The sequence below is a fragment of the Amycolatopsis bartoniae genome, assembly GCF_014191255.1.
Classification (GTDB): domain Bacteria; phylum Actinomycetota; class Actinomycetes; order Mycobacteriales; family Pseudonocardiaceae; genus Amycolatopsis_E; species Amycolatopsis_E bartoniae.
Window position 1 is genome coordinate 1 of record NZ_JACHWH010000019.1, and the last position, 16,470, is coordinate 16,470.

Consider the following 16,470-nt stretch of genomic DNA (forward strand, 5'->3'; position numbering starts at 1 on the left):
GCGCGGCTTCGTCCGCGTGCGCCGTCGAGCAGGGCCGCACCACGCAGGCCGCGCAGCATCTCCTCCGCGCGCCCCGCGGACACCGGCAGCGGCGCCAGCGCGGAATCCTTCAGCACCTCGACGAAAATCCCGCCCAGCGCGACCGCCAGCATCGGACCCCACTGGGGATCGGCGACCACGCCGACCAGCAGCTCGAGAGCGTTCCCGCGCATCGGGGACACCAGCGCGCCCTCTACCCGGGCGCCAGGCACGGACTTCGCCGCGGACGTCACGGCCTCGTAGGCCTCACGAACCGCCGCCTCACCGGCCACCCCGAGGCGGACCCCGCCGATGTCGCTCTTGTGCAGGACTTCCGGCGAGACGAGCTTCACCGCCACCGGCTCGCCGAACTCCGCCGCCGCACGGGCTGCCTCGTCCGCCGAGCGCGCCAAGGCCGCGGGTACGACCGGGATCCCGGCGTCGCTCAGCAGCTTCCGCGCGGCGTCTTCCGACCAAGCTCCCTGGCGATCTCCGGCAGGCGGCACCGTGACCGGGGACGGTTCGGCGCCCGCACCCGTGGTGGCCTGCGACCACCAGGCCAGCTTGCTCAGCGCGGACACCGCCTGCCGCAAACCGGTGATGGCGAAAGGAATCCGGCCCTCGGCCAGGACCTCGCGGGTGTACTCGGTGATGGGCTGCATGACCTGGTTGACGTAGACGACCGGGACGGCGGCCTGCTCGATTCCCGCACCGATCGCGTTGACGTACGCCTGCGCCCGGTAAGGGCCTTCCTCACGCTCCCAGGGCAGACCGCTGACCGCCATGACCACCCCGATCGAGGGATCCGAGGACAAGGCCGCGATCGTCTTGGGCCACAGGCCCGGGTCGATGATGGCCGCGCCGGTGATGTCGAGCGGGTTCTGCACGGTCCCGTAGCTCGGCATCGCCTCCGCGACCGCGGTGCGCGTCCGCTCCGCCAGCTCGGGCAGCCGCATGGCGTGGTCTTCGGCGCGGTCGGCGATGATGTCGCAGGCGCCGCCGGAGATCGACACGACGCCGACCCCGGGCCTGGCCAGCCGGCCCAGCCGCGCCGCGGCGCCCGCGGTGATGAGCATGTCCTCGATCGAATCCACGCGGATGACCCCGAGATCCGCGAACACCGCGTCGATCGTGCGATCGTCACCGACCAGAGCGCCGGTGTGCGCGGCCGCTGTCCGCGCGGACAACTCGCTACTGCCGGCCTTGAGCACCACCACCGCCTTGCCCGCGGCAGCCGCGCGACGGGCGGCACGCCGGAACGTCCCCGGATCCCGGATCGTCTCCATGAAGATCGCGACCGCGCGGGTGGCCTCGTCGTCGACGAGATAGTCCAGCACGTGCCCGGCCGTGATCATCGCTTCGTTGCCGAGTGTGACCAAATAGGACAGTTCCGACCCGGACATCTTCGCGAAGTCCAGCATCGCCGCGCTGCTCGCCCCGCTCTGCGACAGCAACGCCACCGACCCCGCCCGCTGGGGCAGGCCCGGCACCGAAACGACCGGCTTCCGGTCGGCGAAGTTGGCGAAACCGAGGTGGTTCGGCCCCAGCAGGACCATGTCGAGCGCCTCGGCGTGCGCCACCAGTTCCGCCTCCGCGCGCCGCCCCACCTCACCGGCTTCGCCGTAGCCGGACGAAAGGATGACGGCGTTGCGGATCCCCGCGGCCGCCGCGTCGGACAGCGCGCCGAGCGTCCCCGCCTGTGGCACCATCAGGTAGGCCACGTCCACCGGCTGCCCGATGTCCCGGCACGAGGTGAAGGTCTGCCTGCCATGGGTTTCCGCACCACGGCGGTTGACGAGGTACGTCTGCTCCGCCATCCCGAACTCGACCAGATTGCGGTAGGCGATCTGGGAGAACATCGACTTGTTCGCCGCGCCCACCAGTGCGACGCTGCGCGGCCGGAACAACGAATCCAGTCGCTCCGGGGTGATCGTCCTCGGCACACCCGCTCCTTCCCGTTCCTGCTGGACTTCCTGATGCGGCCACTGCTTCAACGGGGCAGTCCGAGCGCACGCGCGACCAGGTTGCGCTGGATGTCGATGGTGCCCCCGCCGACGACGTGCATGATCGACAGCCGCAGGTTGTACTCGAACGCGCCGCGGCCCGGTACCCCGGGCACGGTCTCCCCCAGCGCGGCGGCCGGGCCGAAGATCCGCAGCGCGGCCTCGCCGAAGTCCTCGTAGAGCACACTCGCGATGATCTTCGCCATCGGCGCTTCCAGCCGGGCCCCGTCACCGGCCGAGGTGGCCCGGATGCCGGCGTTGACCAGGACCCTGGCGGCTTGCAGGCGCGCGGCCAGCTGCGTGATCAGCGCTCGTTTCGCCGAACCACGGGCGCCGACGGTACCGCCGGGGTCCTTGCGGATCTCGGCGAGCATGTCGTCGAGCAGGCGCAGGATCTCGGCTGCGATGTTGGCCATCAGGACACGTTCCTGCGCCAGCGCGGTCGTGATGACCTTCCAGCCCCCGTTGACCTCGCCGACCCGGTCGCTGTCCGGCACGCGGAAGTCGTCGAAGAACGTCGAGCACGACGTCTCCCCGGACAGCGCGCGATGCCGCTGCAACTCGAAACCCGGCCGATCGACCCGGGTGAGGAACACGGTGATCCCGGCATGGGGTGGGGTCGCGTCCGGATCGGTGCGCGCGGCCAGCCAGACCCATTCCGCGTTGTGCGCGTTCGTTCCCCACATCTTGCGGCCGTCGACCACCCACTCGTCGCCGTCGCGCACCGCCCGCGTGCGCAGCGCGGCCAGGTCGGACCCGGTCTCCGGCTCCGAATAGCCGAGGTAGAACGGGAAATCACCGCGGCCGATGAGCGGCAGCAGCCGCTCCTTCTGCTCCTCGGTGCCGTGGCGGAGGACCGCGGTGCCCAGCAGGTCGACGGCCGCCTTGCCGGACAACGGGAAACGGGCGTAGGAGAACTCCTCCCCGAGCACCGTCTGCTTCTCGACGGACGCCGCCATGCCGCCGGCCTCGAGCGGCCACGCCATCGTCAGATACCCGCGTTCCCTGACCGCGGCGGCTTCCTCCTCGGTGAGCCGGTCGTCGGCGTGCCGGACAGCGACATCGCGACCACGGCGGCCGAGGAACTCCCGCACCTCCCGGCGGAACTCTTCCGCTTCGGCGCCGAGCTGGAGAGCCGGCATTCGCACCGCCGTCTCGACGAGCACATCCGCGACTTCACCCGCGGCCAGCGGAATCTCGTCCAGGCTCGCGACGTCGGCGTTGACCCGCCGGAACAGCCAAGGCGCCTCGTGTTCCTCGAAATAGCCTTGCGCGGCAAGGGTGTGCTGCGCGTCGAACTGCACCCGCACCGCGGCGGGGCCGGCGAACGCCACCGCCAGTTCGGCGGCGAGATCCGAGTCGGCCCGGCCGGCGATGCGCGCGGAAACGGCTTCACTGATCAACTGCTGGGACGCCGCGATGGCAGTCGCCCCGTCGGCGGCCCGGTGCGACACGGCTTGGAAGCTGCCGATGGGCTTGCCGAACGCGACGCGATCCTTGGCGTGCGCGATGGACAATTCGAGAGTTCGCTCTGCCGCGCCGACAGCTCGCGCCACCAAGCCCAGCCGTAGCAACGCTTTGGCCCGTTCGATCGCCGCCGAGCCCGGAGAGACGTCCGCTGTCACCTCAGCCGCGGGCGTGACCTCGGACCAGTCCGGTTTGGCCAGTCCCGCGGTCACGGTTCGCTCGGCGATGGGCCGGAGCACGGCCCTGTCCGTCCCGAGCAGCAGCAGGTGGGTAGCGACCGAAGCGGCCTCGACATGGTGCACTACAAGGACATCCGCGTCGGCGACGGCCGCTACGGGCCGGATCGCCCCCGTGGTGATCTGCTCGGCCACGCTGTGGTCGTCCGAGAACAGTTCCCCGGCCACGAAGACGTCGACCAGCGGCACGGGGCAGGCGACCCGGCCCGCACGGCCTGCCGCGCCGACGACGGCATCGACAGCACCGTCTTCGGCCAGCCCGGTCCACCCTTGCGCGGCCGCGACCGACCACACCGGCGCCAGCGCGTTTTCCGGCGCTTCGCCGGCCGCCGTCGCCGATCCCCAGGCACGCTCCAACTCACCATCGACCGACTCGAGGAACGCCTCGAGTTCCACCCTCGTCAACGCGGACACCGCAGAACCTCCGGGAAAAGCAAGGCGCACGTCGCGTGCACCCCACCCAAGCTATTACGTACGCACACCGTACGCAAGTGTGCCGGGTGGCTCCCCGTATCGTGGTCGCCGTGGAGGACACCGAGATCGGAGCCGCCCCGGGCCGCCGCGGCCGCCCCCGCGATCCCGGGGTGGAGGACAAGGTCTACGACGCGGCCATCCGGCTGTACGCGCAAACGGGCTGGGCGGGTTTCACCTTCGAAGCGGTAGCCCGGGAAAGCGGGATCGGCAAGCCCTCGCTCTACCGGCGCTGGGGCTCACGGGGCGAGCTGCTCGCCCAGACTTTCCAGGCGCGCTGGTTCGATGTGGAACGGATCGACACCGGCAACCTCCGCGACGACCTGCTCGCGCTCGCGCACACGACGCTGGACCACCTGCTCAGTTCGCACGGCCGCGTGGTGCTCCGCATGCTCCTCGACACGCCGGACCACCCGGAGGTCGCGGCCTCGACCGCGTCCTACCGCGAAGGGGTGACCGCGGCGGCCCGCGGAATCGTGCGGGCAGGCATCCGCCGCGGCGAACTCCCGCCGGGCACGTCGCCGACGCTGGTCCTCGACATGGTCGTCGGTGCCGTCACGAACCGCGTCCACAGCACCCCGCCGGACCTCCTCGACCGGGTGGTGGCCGGCTCGGAGGAGTTCGTGGGCGCGCTGGTGGACGCGGTTCTGCGCGGGCTGAGCACCCCAGGCGCCGGGAAATGACGGCAGTCCGCCGTCACGCACCCAGCGAAGCGAGCCAGCCGAGCAGCAGCCGGTCGAACTCCTCGGGCCGCTCCTGGTGCAGGAAATGCCCGACACCGGCAGGACGTGCGCCTCATCCTGATCCCCCACCCGATAGGGAGCGTTCCACGGTGGATGTTCGCCCGGTGGCGTGAAACGCCGGCCGGACGCCATGGATCCGACGGGCGAGTCGAGGCAACCGGTCGCCGCCGAGCATTTCCTACGATTTCACCTGGGTGAAGCGAGCTTCGGCGCGGTCGATTTCCTTGAGCTGACTCACGATCTCGGCCGGCGAGGACTCACCGACCACCTTCTGCAGCAACGGGGTATGGTCCAGGATCAGATCCCGCAGATACCGCACTGGCCGCGGCGCGTGATGGAACAGCTGCCCGAGGAACCAGGCCTGCTGGGACTGGCGGGCTGTGTGTGGCTTACGCGGCGCCTCGAACTCCTCGAGGGCGCGCCGCACCGCGGCATAGTCGGACAGGTCCACACCGGCCAGCCTGCGGCCGAGGAAATAACCGTCCTCTGTGGCCATTCCGGCGCCATAGGCAGCGTAGGGGGACGTGGGGTGGGCGGCGTCGCCGACGATCGTGGCGCGGCCCTTCGACCATTGTCTGAGCGGTTTGCGGTCACGCAGCACCCAGCGCTGCACGTCCTCCGGCCGGGTCGCGGCGACCAGCCGTGGCAGCGGGGCGGCGAACCCGGCCGCCATCGCGGCCGCGGTGGCGTGCAGGTCGCCGCTGAAGTCGGTGCTCGCCTCGTGCGGGCCGAGTACCCACCATTGGAACCCGTCGCGGCCCTTGTGCCGGATCGCGGTCCAGCTGCCCTGGACGGTGCGGTCGTGGGAGAGCACGCACAAGCCCCGCTCCGCCCCGACGTCGTCGAAGGTGAATCCGCCGAAGATGTGCAAGTTGTGCTCCCGCTTCGGCGAATCACCCCACAACGTGCGCCGCACCAGCGAATCGATGCCGTCCGCTCCGACCACGACGTCGGCCTCGATCACCTCACCGTCCGTCATGGACAGACGAACACCGGTCTCGTCCTGCTCGACCTTCTCCACGCGACTGTTCACGCGCAGCACACCCGGTGGCAGCGTCGCGAGCAGCCGCTCGTACAACTCGGGCCGCAGCAAGCCGATGAACCCGCCCCGGTACTCGCGAACCACCTCCTCGGGCAGCTTGACCGAAACCCGGCGCCGCCCGGCGGCATTCCGGAACTCGCTGTGGCACGGCGCTCCCAGATCCTCGGTGTCCACACCCATCAGACCGAGCGCCTTGATCGGCGGGGGCCACAGATTCAGGATGTTGCCCGCCGGCCTCGCCTGCGGATACCGCTCCAGCAGCACCACGTCGTGACCTGCCTGCCCGACCGAGATCGCGGTCGCCATGCCGGCCGGACCCGCACCGATCACGGCCACGCGGCCTCGCTTCGTCGCGGACGCGTTCATCGATTTCTCCTCGTTGAGAATTCCCACGCCCACACGTCGAGTGGGCACCCCTTCGCCAAACCGTAGTGAATACTACGATTTGATCGAGGCGAACTGTAGTCCCCGTTACGGTCTTGTCAACCCTGGATGCGACAATCACGATCAGCCAGTCACGGAAGGGCGGGAACATGGGCACACCGGCAGCCGACATGGGCGGCGTCGCGGACCTCCCAGTCCGTCCCCCGCTGCAGCGCCGCACGCGCGAGGCCTGGCACCGCGTCCTCGACGCCGGTGTGACGCTGCTGGAACAAGGCGGCTACCAGGCGTTCACCATCGCCGCCGTCTGCGAACGCGCCAACGTCGCGCCCCGCGCCATCTACGACCGGGTCGACGACAAGGAATCGCTGTTCCTCGCGGTCTACGAACACGGCATCGCCCGGCTGCGCGCGGAATACGACGTACTCGACGACAAGCGCTGGCGCCACCAGCCCACCCACGAACTCGTCGCCGGCGCCGTGCGGGAGGTCGCCGGTTTCTTCACCCGTCACGCCGCGTTTCTGCGCGCCGTGGTCCTGATCTCCAGCGTTCACCCCGAGGTCTACCGCCGAGGGGCGCGCCACAGCCAGGACCTCGGTGACCTGTTCACCGGACTACTGCTCCGCGCCCGCGACGACATCGCTCACCCGGACGCCGAAATCGCGATCCGGCACACGTTCACCACGATCTTCTCGACACTCGTCCTGCGCACCGCCTACGGCCCGGCCTTCACCAGTGCCGCGACCGACGACGAGACCTTCCTCGAAATGCTCGTCGAGATGGCGCAGCGATACCTGCTGTAGGGAGAACCCGGCGGATCCGGACCACGCTGTCGGGCTGGATGAGCAGCTGGTCAGCCAGTTGGTGGACCGCGCGGGCGTCACCACCCGGGAACGCTTCCCGCCTTCGGGCTCGGTCACGGCCTACCGAGGAGGTCGAGGCAGGCGTCGACCCGGCTCCGGAGGAACCGGGCGGTCGCCGGAGCGTCGGACATCGCCGCTTCGGCCTGCAGCCGCACGACTTCGATGATGCCGCCCAGGACGAACTCGGCCAGTGTCTCGGTGGTGGCGGGGTCGGGCGGGGACGCGAGTTCCTCGACGAGGCGGACGCACGCGGGGTGCAGCAGCACCCGGTAGGCGTTGGCGGTCTGCTGCGACGCCGAACTCGGATAAAGGTTGCGGTAGAGCTCCGCGTGCTGGGCCGTGAAGTCGCACAGGCGGTGGATCACCGCGCGCGGGTCGTCCGCCCCGGTGTCCGCGGCGAGCTCGAGGAACGTAGCCGCCACAGCCTGGGCAACGGCGTCGTCCCGGTCGCGGAAGTGCTGGTAGAAGACCTGCCTGCTGACCCCGGCGCGCTGGGCGATGTCGCTGACCGAGATCCGCTCCACCCGGCGTTCCCCGATCAGCTCGAACGCGGCCTGCCGGAGCTGATCGCGCACCCGCGCGGCACGGGGGTCGGCACTGGCGGTGCGAGCGGGTGATCGCAGAGGCTCTTTTGTTGACACCTGTCCACGATAGCACTAGCGTGGGTTTCGACGACAGGTGTCAACGAAACTAGTGGAGGTGGTCGCCATGGCGCGTCCGGTCCGGATCGCGAACTTCTCCGGCGCGATGGGTGACAGGTTTTCCGCGTTCGAGGAAGCCGTGCAGGGCGACCCAGTCGATGTGGTGATCGGCGACTCGATGGCCGAGATCACCATGTCGATGGTCGTCGCCGGCTTCCACGACAACCCCGAGGGCCGTCGCCGGTTCTTCTCGGAGTTCTTCCTTCGCCAGCTGCGTCCCCAGCTACCCGCGATCGCCGAGAAGGGGATCAAGGTCGTGACCAACGCCGGGATCTACAACCCGGCAGGTCTCGCCGAGGCGATCCGCACCGAAATCGCGGCTCTCGGCCTGCCGCTCAAGGTCGCGTACGTGACCGGTGACGACCTCACCGACGCCGCGAAGGACCTGATCGCCGACGGCCAGCTCAAGAACATGGACACCGGCGCCACCCTGGACGTCGACCCCGCCGAGCTGCTGGCGGTCAACGCCTACCTCGGCGGCTGGGGCATCAAGACCGCCCTCGACGAAGGCGCCGACATCGTCGTGACCGGCCGCGTCGCCGACGCCTCCCTCGTCACTGGCCCCGCCGCGTGGTGGCACGGCTGGCAGCGAACCGACCTGGACCGCATCGCCGGTGCGACCGCCGCCGCGCACATCATCGAATGCGGGCCGCAGGCCACCGGCGGCAACTTCGCCGGGTTCACCGGCATCGACGACAACACCCTGCCCGGCTTCCCCATCGCCGAGGTCGCCGGGGACGGCAGCTTCGTGATCACCAAACGAGCCGGTGACGGTGGCGCGGTCACCGTCGACACCGTCACCGCGCAGCTGATGTACGAGGTCCAGGGCCCGCGCTACCTCAACCCGGACGTCACCTGGCACACCGACTCCATCGAGCTGGCCCAGGACGGCCCGGACCGGGTACGCGTCACCGGCGCCCGTGGCAGCGCCGCGTCCGAGACGACCAAGGCCGGCGTCAACTTCCAGCGCGGCTACCGCGGTGCGGTCTGGCTCTTCCCGACCGGCCTGGACATCGACGCCAAGATCGACGTGCTCAAGGCCCAGGCCGAGCGGGCGCGCCAGGACAACCCGGTCGACGAGCTGCGCTTCTTCGTCTGCGGGCAGCCGGTCCCCGACCCGAAGGACCAGTGGCAGGCTACCGTCGCGGTCCAGGTCGCCGTCGCGGCAGCGGAGCAGAAGACGGTGTCCGGGTTCCTGAACCAGTTGAACTCCTACGGCCTCGGCAGCATCCCCGGCTTCTACGTCGACATCACGCAGATCTACGCGGCCACCGGCCAGCCGCGGATCGACTACTGGCCCGGGCTCGTGCGCCAGGCCGACCTGCACCACCAGGTCCACCTGCCCGACGGCCGGGTCCTGGACATCGCTCCGCCACCGGAGCTGACCCACTTCACCGGCCAGCCCGAAACTCCTTCCAGCACGACGGATCCGGCCTCGTTCGGTCCCACCGAGACGGTGCCGTTCGGACGGATCGTCTACGCGCGCACCGGCGACAAGGGCGCCAACGCCAACCTCGGCGTGTGGTCCCGGAACGAAGCCGCGTGGCCGTGGCTCGCGGCGTTCCTCACCGCCGACCGGCTCCGCGAACTGCTCGGCTGCCCGGACGACGTGGTGATCGAACGCTACGAACAACCGAACCTGCACGGCATCTCGTTCGTGCTGCGCGGCTACTTCCCGCCCAGCGGCTCGGCCAACCTCGCCCTCGACCAGATCGGCAAGTCCCTCGGCGAGTTCCTCCGCGCCCGCCACGTCGACGTCCCGACCGCCCTGCTGTCCTGACCGGAGAGTCCACCATGGAAAGCACCAACCCGCAGGCTTTGCGCGACGCCATGCTCAAAGCCGTGTACAACCGCGCCACCGACGACGAGTTCGACCCGCACGCCGAACTCCGTGCCCTCCTCGCCCCGCTGGGCTTCACCCCCGAAGACAGCGGCGGAACGATCACCTTCCTCAAGCGCGACCCGCTGATGCCCAGCGCCCTGCGCATCGGCGGCGCAGCCGCGGTCGCGCTGGCCCAGCAGTCGGTGATCGCCGCGAAGCTGTGGCGGATGCGCACCGGCCTCGGCCAGGACATCACCGTCGATCTCGGCCAGGCCATCCGCCGCCTCGCCCCCGCGTCGGAGCAGAAGTGGGAAACCCTCAACGGCTACCCCGCTCCGATGACCGACCGCTCGGTCGGCGCCTACTTGAGCTTCTACCCCACCCGCGACGGCCGGCACGTCATCCCCGCGAACATCTACCCCGGCCTGAAGTCGAAGATGCTCGCCGTCCTCGACTGCGCCGACAACCCCGAGGCCCTCGGCCGCGCCATCGCCCGCCACAGCGCCGACGAGCTCGAAGCGCTCGGCGAGCAGCACGGCATCGTGTTCGCGAAGGTCCGCAGCGTCGAGGAGTTCGTCGAGGAGCCGGTGTTCGAGCACCTCGCGTCCCGGCCGCTGATCGAGATCGAAAAGGTCGCCGACACCCCGCCCGAGCCGCTGCCCGAGTGGGGCACCCACCCGCTGTCCGGCATCCGCGCGCTTGGGATGGGCCACGTCATCGCCGGCGCGGGCATCGGCCGCTCCCTGGCCTCGCTCGGCGCGGACGTACTCAACGTCTGGCGGGTCATGGAGTTCGAAGAGGACCCGCTGATCGCCACGGCCAACGTCGGTGTCCGCTCGACCCGCCTGGACGTGCGCAACCCGGACGGGCAGGCGACGCTGCGCGCGCTGCTGCGCGACGCCGACATCTTCTACGCCAACCGCCGCCCCGGCCTGCTCACCGAACTCGGCGTCGACGCCGAGCAGGCGTTCGCCGTCCGGCCGGGCCTGATCCACGTCACCGCCAGATGCTACGGCGAAACCGGCCCCTGGGCCCGCCGCGCCGGCTTCGACCAGGTCGCGGGCGCCGTCACCGGCATGGTGGCCGCCGAAGGCAGCCTCAAGGAACCGAAACTGCCCCCGACGTCGATCATCAACGACTACCTCGTCGCCTGGCTCGGCGCGACCGGCGCGATGGCCGCGCTCGTCCGCCGCGCGACCGAAGGCGGCAGCTACCGCGTCCACGTGTCGCTGACGCGCGCGGCGATGTGGGCGGTCACCCTCGGCTTCTTCGACTGGGACTACGTCCACCGGGCCGTCGGCAGCGGCGGCGAACACGAGCTGCTCGACCCGCAGCTGTTCACCTCGCTCACCCCGCTCGGGATCTACCAGGGCGTCACGGAAAACGTCACCTTGTCCCGGACCCCGCACCACTACCTCAACGTGCTGTCCCCGCGCGGCGCCGACCAGCCGGTGTGGCTGCCCCGCCCACGGCAGGTCCACGTGGCCGCGATCGCCCGGGCGCTCAGGCCCTGATCCGTCACCGCACGGGTGGCCCGGGGTTCCGCAACCCGCGATCACCTGTCCGTCGGTGATCGTCGGACACGGCGTAGGTCGCGGCTTGCGGACCGGCGTCCTCACGAAGAGTTCGTTGCCAGGGCACCGTCCGGCTGAGCCGTTCGCCGGAGTCGAAGACCCGGCCCATGCGCTTGCGTACCGACAGCACGAGGCTGCGGTCGATCACGTGCAGCATCGGGAGCCGTTGCTCGATGACCGCTTCGAACTGTTCCACCTCACCGAGTTCGCGCAGCCACAGGTTGATCATGACGTTCGCCGGCCCGGCGACGGAGAACACGGCCCGCACGGCGCGCAGCGCCCGCAGTCTGTCCCCCACTTCGCTCAGCCGCGCGCTGGGCACCTGCGCGAAGTACCACGCCGAGACCGGCCAGCCGGTGGCCCAGCGCGGCATGTCCAGCCGCAGGGCGAGCCGGCCCGAGGCCAGGGTGGCGGCCAGGGCCCGCCGCGCCACCCGCACGGGAACGCCCAGGTCGTCCGCGATCGGCTGGGCGGTGACGCGGCCGTCACGGGCGAGGACGCGGGCGACCTCCGGATCGACCTCGCCTCGCCCCCGGCAGGCCGCGCGGCGGCGGGCGAGGTCCTGCTCGCGTGCGGCGGCCACCTGGTCGGACTCCGTTTTGTCCAGCGCGTGCAGCCGCCACTGGTCGCCACCCGCGATCACCCGCACCACCGGGTTCGCCCGCACCGCACGGACTCCGGGCCGAGCCCCGATCCGTTCGGCCAGGTACCGGCTGAACGCGCCGGCCGAGGCGCAGCCGACGGTGAGCAACAGGTTCCGGGCACCCGACGTGACGTCGAGGGACAGGCACTCCGGGTCGTCACTCACCTGCTCCAGGAAGGCTTCGGTGGCTCCGGGGGCACAGTCCACTTCGATGAGCCCGCCGTGGGACTCCCGCAGGGCGGGCGGCTGCGCGGTGATCCACGCCAGCCCCCGCGCGCTGATCCGTTCCCAGCGCCGGGAGACGGTCACCGGGTCGGCCCCCAGCACACCGCCGAGGACGGACCAGGGCGCGCGCGGCCACACCTGCAAGGCGTCGAGAAGCCGAAATTCCTCGTCGGTGAGTGGCCGATCCTGCATGAGGTCCTCGAATTCGTGCCGCATCCTGCGCTGGGAATCCATCGCGTCCATTCTCTCCCGACACTCGACCGCGTCAACATCAACGGACCGCAGGAAAGGGCTGCGATGAGCGAGACGGTCCCGGCGGGCAAACTGCACGCCGCTGTCGAAAAAACGGTCGCCCAGTGGCGGGATCGCCTGGTCGCGGCCAGCCACGACCTGCACGACCATCCCGAAACGGCCTTCGCCGAGCACCGGTCCGCGGGCGTCGTCGCGGGCGTGCTCCGCGACGCCGGCTTCCGCACGGAGGTCGGCGTCTACGGGCTGGACACCGCGATCGAAGCCGTGCGGGGCGAGGGGTCGATGACGGTGGTGGTGTGCGCGGAGTACGACGCACTCCCGAACATCGGCCACGCCTGCGGCCACAACATCATCGCGACCGCCGGCGTCGGCGCCGCGATCGCGCTGGCCGAACTCGCCGGCGAGCTCGACCTGACCGTGAAGCTGCTCGGCACGCCCGCCGAGGAACGCGGCGGGGGCAAAGCACTCCTGCTCGAAGCCGGAGCCTGGGAGGACGCGACGATCTCGGTGATGGTGCATCCGGGCCCGGGCGGGGCGTTCCGCAGCCGGGGCCTCACCTCGCAGGGGCGGGACGGCTTCCGGATCGAATACACCGGCAAGGCGTCGCACGCCGCGGTCGCGCCGCACCTCGGGGTCAACGCCGGCAACGCCGCGACACTGCTGCACGTCGCACTCGGCCTGCTGCGCCAGCAGGTGCCCGACGGCGTGCGGATGGGCGCGGTCACCCTCAACGCCGGTGACGTCGCCAACGTCATTCCGGCCACCGCCGCACTCGAAGGCGAGGTCCGCTCGACCGACGCCGACGTCCTGCGCGACGTCAAGGACCGCTATCTCGCCTGCGTGCACGCCGCCGCGATGGCCACCGGCTGCGGCGTGCGGGTCACGCCCATCGATCCGGTTTACCAGCCGCTGGTGCAACACCCGTTCCTGGCCGATCGCTACGACGAAGCTCTCGAACGCCGCGGCCGCACCATCCTCGAGAGGCCAGGGGCCGTGGGCGGTTCGACCGACATGGGCAACGTCAGCCAGGTCGTGCCGTCGATCCACCCCGGGATCGGGATCCCCGGGTCGAAAGCCATGCCGCACACCACCGAGTTCGCCGCCGCGACCGCCACTCCCGCGGCCGACGACGCGATCGTCGACGCCGCGTACGCACTCGCCTGCGCCGTCGCCGACCTGGCGGCGGATGCCGACGCACGCGGCGAAGTCATCGCCGCCCAGCAAGCGCGCCCGGCCGGCGCCACTCGCGTGCCCGCCTACCCGCCGCAGAACACGCCCGAAGCCCCCTGACCTCTGGAGGTTCCCGATGAGTGCCCAGCCCGCGCGCGGCTCGTTCCGCATGGTGCTGTCCTCGCTGCTGGTCGTGGAGTTGTTCAGCGGCGTCCTGCAGGCGTACTTCGTCCCGCTCTACCCGGCCCTCGCCGAGCGTTTCGGTGTCAGCACCAGCAGCGTGTCCTGGGCGCTGATCATCTTCACCCTGTCCAATGCGGTCTTCACGCCGCTGTTCGCCAAGCTCGGCGACGTCCACGGCCACCACCGCGTCCTGCGCGTCCTCGTCGGGCTCGTCGCCGCCGGCTGCGTCCTGATCGCGGCGGCCCCCGACTTCGGGGTCCTGCTCGCCGGGCGTGCCCTGCAGGGCATGTTCCCCGCCTACCTGCCGCTGATGTTCGGCGTCCTCCGCGGCGGCTTCCCCGGTGACGCGACCCGTCGCGGAATCGCTTACCTGTCCGGAATTCTGCTGTTCGGCACACTCGCCGGAGTGATCGCGTCCGGGTTGCTGGTCCGTGCCACCGGCGGTCCGGCTCTGGCACTGTGGGTCCCCGCGATCGGGACACTGCTCGGGTTCGCGGTGCTCCTGCTCGTTCCCGCCCGCGGGTTCGACCGCCCCGCCGACGCCGGCGTGGACTGGCCCGGCGTCGCCCTGCTCGGCCTCGGACTCGCCTGCCTGTTGCTCGGCCTGAGCCAGGGTTCCACCTGGCACTGGACCAGCACCCGCACCCTCGTGCTGCTCGCCGCCGGGGTCGCCGTGCTCGCCGGGTGGGTCACAGTCGAACTGCGCACCGGCCGGCCGATGGTCGATCTCCGGTTCCTGTTCCGCGGCCGTCTGCTCCCGGTCTACGTCGTGGCCATCGGCGTCTACTCGGCGACCATCGGCACCCAGGTCGCCAACTCCACCTTCATGGCCCTGCCCAGCGGCCGATTCGGCTACGGCCTCGGCCTCAACGCGCTGCACATCGGCCTCGCCCTGCTCCCCGGCATCGCCTGCGCCGCACTCGCGGCGACGCTGACCGCCCGCATCGGCAGGATCCTCGGTTACCCGTGGACCATGGCGACCGGAGCCATCCTGGTCTGCGCCGGCTTCCTGGCGCTGGTCTTCCTCCACACCAGCCTCACCGAGTTCATCCTCTGCACCGCCCTCAGCTCGGCCGGGATGGGATTCATCGAAGGCTCCACCCGCACCATCGTCATCGACAACCTCCACCCCGAAGAAACCTCGACGGGCTCGGGCATCTACGAACTGTCCACCACCGTCGGCGACTCGGTCGGTGCCGCCGTGATCACCGCCGTGCTCACCCTGAACCTGACTCCACGACTCGGCGTCGTCACCGAGGCCGGCTTCCGGTGGGTCTGGGCAGTGGCCGCGTTGTTCGGGCTGATCGCCGCCACCGCCGCGATCGGTTTCGCCCTCCGCGCCGGGCGCCGCCACTACCCCGCGCCTGCGCCAACCGGGGCATCTCCGTTGACAGTCGTTCACGAGGATTCCTAACATCTGTTTGGTAACTTCCCGAACGATTGTTCACCAAGTTGGAGAGGAAGCCCATGACGGAGGTCGCTCCGGCCTTTCCCCTGCCGCGCAACGCCGGCTGCCCGTTCGACCCGCCGCCCGAGCTGGCCCGGCTCCAGCAGGAGGAGCCCGTTTCCAGGGTGCGCCTGTGGGACGGCAGCACACCCTGGCTGATCACCCGCTACGAGGACCTCCGGACGGTGCTGCACGGCAACCGCACGAGCTCGGACACCGGACTACCCGGCTACCCGCACCCCAGTCCGGGCATGGCCGCGCGGCGCAGCAGGTTCAAGCCGTTCATCAACATGGACGACCCGGACCACGCCGCACAGCGCCGGCTGCTCACCGGTGACTTCATGGTCAAGAAGATGCAGGCGTTGCGCCCGCGCATCCAGCAGATCGTGGACGAGCTGATCGACGACCTGCTGGCCGGCCCGAACCCGGCCGACCTCGTGGACGCGTTCGCGTTGCCGCTGCCCTCGCTCGTGATCTGCGAACTGCTCGGCGTGCCCTACGCCGACCGGGCCGTCTTCCACCGCATCAGCAAGACGATGACGTCCCGCCACGCGAGCGCGGAAGAGTCCCTCGCGGCGACCGAGGAACTGCTCTCCTACCTCGGCGGCCTGATCGACCGGAAGAACGAGGAACCGGGCGACGACCTGATCAGCAGGCTCACCGTCGGCCAGCTGCGGACTGGCGCGATGAGCCGCGAAGAGATCGCGGGTACCGTGCAGCTGCTGCTCGTGGCCGGGCACGAGACGACGGCGAACATGATCGCGCTCGGCACCGTGGCCCTGCTGCAGCATCCGGACCAGCTCGCGGAGATCCGGGACCGCGGCACGCCGGAACTGATCGCGAACACCGTCGAAGAACTGCTGCGCTACCTCACGATCACCCACTCCGGCCGCCGCCGTGTCGCGGCCGAGGACATCGAACTGCACGGCCACCACATCCGCGCCGGCGAGGGCATCATCGGCGCCAACGACATCGCCAACCGCGATCCGTCGGCGTTCCCGGACCCGGACCGGCTCGACATCCACCGCAAGGCGCGCCACCACCTCGCCTTCGGTTACGGCGTGCACCAGTGCCTCGGCCAGCCCTTGGCCCGCGTCGAGCTCCAGGTCGTGTACGGCACGCTCTACCGCCGCATTCCCACGCTGGCGCTGGCCGTGCCCGCGGAGAAGCTGCGGTTCAAGCACGACATGGTCGTCTACGGCGTGCACGAGCTCCCCGTGACCTGGTGA

At 70.5% G+C, this 16,470-nt stretch carries 12 protein-coding genes; 7 read left to right on the forward strand and 5 right to left on the reverse strand.

Annotated features, from left to right (window positions below; all coding sequences use genetic code 11):
• The coding region (locus FHX82_RS35730) for an acetate--CoA ligase family protein (protein ID WP_183177046.1) at window positions 1-1,961 on the reverse strand (1,961 nt) is incomplete at its 3' end.
• 47 nt (window positions 1,962-2,008) lie between these two features.
• Window positions 2,009-4,120, reverse strand: coding sequence for an acyl-CoA dehydrogenase family protein (locus tag FHX82_RS35735; RefSeq protein WP_229880382.1), 2,112 nt, complete (start codon window positions 4,118-4,120; stop codon window positions 2,009-2,011).
• 128 nt (window positions 4,121-4,248) lie between these two features.
• Here FHX82_RS35735 and FHX82_RS35740 point away from each other — a divergent pair, with 128 nt between their 5' ends.
• Window positions 4,249-4,878, forward strand: coding sequence for a TetR/AcrR family transcriptional regulator (locus tag FHX82_RS35740; protein ID WP_183177047.1), 630 nt, complete (start codon window positions 4,249-4,251; stop codon window positions 4,876-4,878).
• A 238-nt stretch (window positions 4,879-5,116) separates the two neighbouring features.
• Here the strand turns inward: FHX82_RS35740 and FHX82_RS35745 are convergent, their stop codons facing one another.
• Entirely contained in the window at window positions 5,117-6,346 is a 1,230-nt protein-coding gene (locus FHX82_RS35745) for an FAD-dependent oxidoreductase (protein ID WP_145936341.1), read from the reverse strand.
• 167 nt (window positions 6,347-6,513) lie between these two features.
• On the opposite strand from FHX82_RS35745, the gene FHX82_RS35750 reads away from it, so the two are divergent.
• The gene (locus tag FHX82_RS35750; protein WP_229880281.1) at window positions 6,514-7,164 is read left to right on the forward strand and encodes a TetR/AcrR family transcriptional regulator; all 651 of its coding nucleotides are present in this window, start codon (window positions 6,514-6,516) and stop codon (window positions 7,162-7,164) included.
• Between the two features lie 113 nt (window positions 7,165-7,277).
• Here FHX82_RS35750 and FHX82_RS35755 read toward each other — a convergent pair whose 3' ends face one another.
• Window positions 7,278-7,799, reverse strand: coding sequence for a TetR/AcrR family transcriptional regulator (locus FHX82_RS35755; protein ID WP_145936342.1), 522 nt, complete (start codon window positions 7,797-7,799; stop codon window positions 7,278-7,280).
• A gap of 133 nt (window positions 7,800-7,932) precedes the next feature.
• Between FHX82_RS35755 and FHX82_RS35760 the strand changes: the two genes are divergently transcribed.
• Complete coding sequence (locus FHX82_RS35760; protein ID WP_183177048.1) at window positions 7,933-9,705, forward strand: acyclic terpene utilization AtuA family protein; 1,773 nt, start codon at window positions 7,933-7,935, stop codon at window positions 9,703-9,705.
• Between the two features lie 14 nt (window positions 9,706-9,719).
• Window positions 9,720-11,261, forward strand: a complete 1,542-nt coding sequence (locus tag FHX82_RS35765; RefSeq protein ID WP_145936344.1) for a CoA transferase — start codon at window positions 9,720-9,722, stop codon at window positions 11,259-11,261.
• A gap of 4 nt (window positions 11,262-11,265) precedes the next feature.
• Here the strand turns inward: FHX82_RS35765 and FHX82_RS35770 are convergent, their stop codons facing one another.
• A complete protein-coding gene (locus FHX82_RS35770; RefSeq protein ID WP_183177049.1) occupies window positions 11,266-12,423 on the reverse strand; it encodes an Lrp/AsnC family transcriptional regulator in 1,158 nt (385 codons plus the stop codon).
• Between the two features lie 63 nt (window positions 12,424-12,486).
• Between FHX82_RS35770 and FHX82_RS35775 the strand changes: the two genes are divergently transcribed.
• The 3 genes from FHX82_RS35775 to FHX82_RS35785 are packed head-to-tail and all read left to right on the forward strand — an operon-like array spanning window position 12,487 to window position 16,470.
• The gene (locus tag FHX82_RS35775) at window positions 12,487-13,731 is read left to right on the forward strand and encodes a M20 family metallopeptidase (RefSeq protein WP_145936346.1); all 1,245 of its coding nucleotides are present in this window, start codon (window positions 12,487-12,489) and stop codon (window positions 13,729-13,731) included.
• Between the two features lie 16 nt (window positions 13,732-13,747).
• Entirely contained in the window at window positions 13,748-15,208 is a 1,461-nt protein-coding gene (locus tag FHX82_RS35780) for an MFS transporter (RefSeq protein WP_183177050.1), read from the forward strand.
• 53 nt (window positions 15,209-15,261) lie between these two features.
• Window positions 15,262-16,470, forward strand: coding sequence for a cytochrome P450 (locus FHX82_RS35785; RefSeq protein WP_145936348.1), 1,209 nt, complete (start codon window positions 15,262-15,264; stop codon window positions 16,468-16,470).

Coding starts and splice junctions, on each gene's coding strand:
- FHX82_RS35745 (WP_145936341.1), bottom strand. CDS start 6,346: ATGAACGCGTCCGCGACGAAGCGAGGCCGCGTGGCCGTGATCGGTGCG.
- FHX82_RS35750 (WP_229880281.1), top strand. CDS start 6,514: ATGGGCACACCGGCAGCCGACATGGGCGGCGTCGCGGACCTCCCAGTC.
- FHX82_RS35760 (WP_183177048.1), top strand. CDS start 7,933: ATGGCGCGTCCGGTCCGGATCGCGAACTTCTCCGGCGCGATGGGTGAC.
- FHX82_RS35765 (WP_145936344.1), top strand. CDS start 9,720: ATGGAAAGCACCAACCCGCAGGCTTTGCGCGACGCCATGCTCAAAGCC.
- FHX82_RS35770 (WP_183177049.1), bottom strand. CDS start 12,423: ATGGATTCCCAGCGCAGGATGCGGCACGAATTCGAGGACCTCATGCAG.
- FHX82_RS35775 (WP_145936346.1), top strand. CDS start 12,487: ATGAGCGAGACGGTCCCGGCGGGCAAACTGCACGCCGCTGTCGAAAAA.
- FHX82_RS35780 (WP_183177050.1), top strand. CDS start 13,748: ATGAGTGCCCAGCCCGCGCGCGGCTCGTTCCGCATGGTGCTGTCCTCG.
- FHX82_RS35785 (WP_145936348.1), top strand. CDS start 15,262: ATGACGGAGGTCGCTCCGGCCTTTCCCCTGCCGCGCAACGCCGGCTGC.